Genomic DNA, 1,740 nt, shown 5'->3' with positions numbered 1-1,740 from the left:
GGTTTTGGAACGTGACGAAAACATGCAGGCCACCAAGCGACAGCGCGGTAGCCGGAAAACGTGTACAAAAATAGAGTGCCAAATATATTGGTGTGACAACCACATCGAGAAAAGATTGACACATACTATTTCGTATGCAACTTATTTTTTTAAAATCTTCAGCACTGCATAACCATCTGAAGGATAACCTCCATAAGGTCTCCACCAATTTGGATAAACCATTGGAATGATTGTCAACAAAAATTGAAAAAAGTTCATCCAAAACATTCCGGTTATAAAATAATAGTTATTAATCGGGTCATGAAGAAAGAAAAAAAGAATAAGGGTGAATAAAGCTGATATTAGCGGTCCACCAATTGTAGTTATAACACCTTGTAGCGTTGTCATATCATTAGCGTTTTCAAGTTTACAGATTCCACCTATCCCCCAAACAATATGAAAATGTATTCTCCCTATTTTAAAACTTTCCTTATTTGAATCACTAAAATCACCAATATATATTCTTGCTACACCATCTTTAGTAGAACAAATTAGCCCAAGGGCATGGCCTATTTCATGAATAAGCGTAGTTAAAGGGGCCCCAATAGTAAACAGCAACCCAAATACCAATATATAAATTGACATCACACTCCTTGAGAGAGATTTTAAATACATATATTTATTCCGTAGAAAGGTTAAGATTCTTGAATATTGACTTTGGCAATGTTATAGTGTGTTTCCACTAAGAGGGCAACAATATAATGAAGCATTTACTCTCCAATTTAATTTATATATTTTAAATTCCATTATACGGTCCACTCTCAAAAAGGTCACATACTTATTTTTAATACCACATATAGTGTAAATTCAACCTCACTGTGGTTACCCAGTCTTCAGTTATAGGTTATCACTACCTTCTTTGTTCGGGACTAGAATCCTTTATGTGTACATGCAGGGAGCACAAATGGAAGTTGTCCTTCGTAGAAAAAGAGGACAACTTCCTTAAACAAGTTTTTGTCATAATACTTTTTTAGTTAACCGTCATCGTCATCGTCATCGTTCGAACAACAACAAGCACATCCGCAGGCACAACCACTACAGCCACCACAGCCACCTGGATTTTGTTTAGAATCAGGGGAAATCCCCTCTTCATCTTCAAATTTCAGACCTAAATCTTCACTGTTCATTAATTTCACCCCCTTTCAAAGATTTCATCTCATTGGCGGACTTAGGAAGTTTTCGTCAACACAAATACCAGTATGCCCATTTTTAGGCGTTAGTGTAAGCTTTGTAAGACTCAAACAAACTATTGTTTTTAAGAAGTGGTAAAATTCCTTTTTAATATCACATATATTTGTGATCGTCGTCGTTCGAACAACAGCAAGCACATCCGCAGGCACAACCACTACAGCCACCACAGCCACCTGGATTTTGCTTAGAATCAGGGGAAATTCCCTCTTCATCTTCAAATTTCAGACCTAAATCTTCACTGTTCATCAATCTCACCCCCTTTTAAAGAATTATATAGGATATCACAATTATAATAATTCTGAATAATCCTTCCATGATAGTTAATTCATTCATTCATCTCTATACCCTTAGTATTACCGGTTGATAAATTTATCCTTTATATTACTCAACTTTCGCAGTCCAAAACAGGCATGTATACCTTGATATAGTTAGGTAAACCCGCAACCCATTGTTGTAATTGACTTTTGACAAACCTTTGTATTTTTTTATTGGTATGTTTTAGGGTATCTT

3 protein-coding genes are annotated in these 1,740 nt (G+C 35.7%); all 3 read right to left on the bottom strand.

Going from position 1 to position 1,740, the window contains the following annotated elements; translation table 11 throughout:
- Positions 1 to 141: 141 nt before the first annotated feature.
- Positions 142 to 624: a hypothetical protein gene (locus tag E4U82_RS19475; protein ID WP_135111901.1), complete on the bottom strand. Its 483-nt coding sequence runs from the start codon at positions 622 to 624 to the stop codon at positions 142 to 144.
- A 389-nt stretch (positions 625 to 1,013) separates the two neighbouring features.
- The gene (locus E4U82_RS20105) at positions 1,014 to 1,166 is read right to left on the bottom strand and encodes a hypothetical protein (RefSeq protein WP_167751514.1); all 153 of its coding nucleotides are present in this window, start codon (positions 1,164 to 1,166) and stop codon (positions 1,014 to 1,016) included.
- Positions 1,167 to 1,323: 157 nt separating this feature from the next.
- Positions 1,324 to 1,476: a hypothetical protein gene (locus E4U82_RS20100; RefSeq protein ID WP_167751513.1), complete on the bottom strand. Its 153-nt coding sequence runs from the start codon at positions 1,474 to 1,476 to the stop codon at positions 1,324 to 1,326.
- Positions 1,477 to 1,740: the final 264 nt, after the last annotated feature.

It is taken from the genome of Lentibacillus salicampi (assembly GCF_004565465.1).
In the GTDB taxonomy this organism is placed as follows: domain Bacteria; phylum Bacillota; class Bacilli; order Bacillales; family Amphibacillaceae; genus Lentibacillus; species Lentibacillus salicampi.
The sequence above is the reverse complement of the archived record's forward strand: the minus strand, read 5'-3'. Positions and strand labels throughout refer to the sequence as shown.

Coding starts and splice junctions, on each gene's coding strand:
- E4U82_RS20100 (WP_167751513.1), bottom strand. CDS start 1,476: ATGAACAGTGAAGATTTAGGTCTGAAATTTGAAGATGAAGAGGGAATT.
- E4U82_RS19475 (WP_135111901.1), bottom strand. CDS start 624: ATGTCAATTTATATATTGGTATTTGGGTTGCTGTTTACTATTGGGGCC.
- E4U82_RS20105 (WP_167751514.1), bottom strand. CDS start 1,166: ATGAACAGTGAAGATTTAGGTCTGAAATTTGAAGATGAAGAGGGGATT.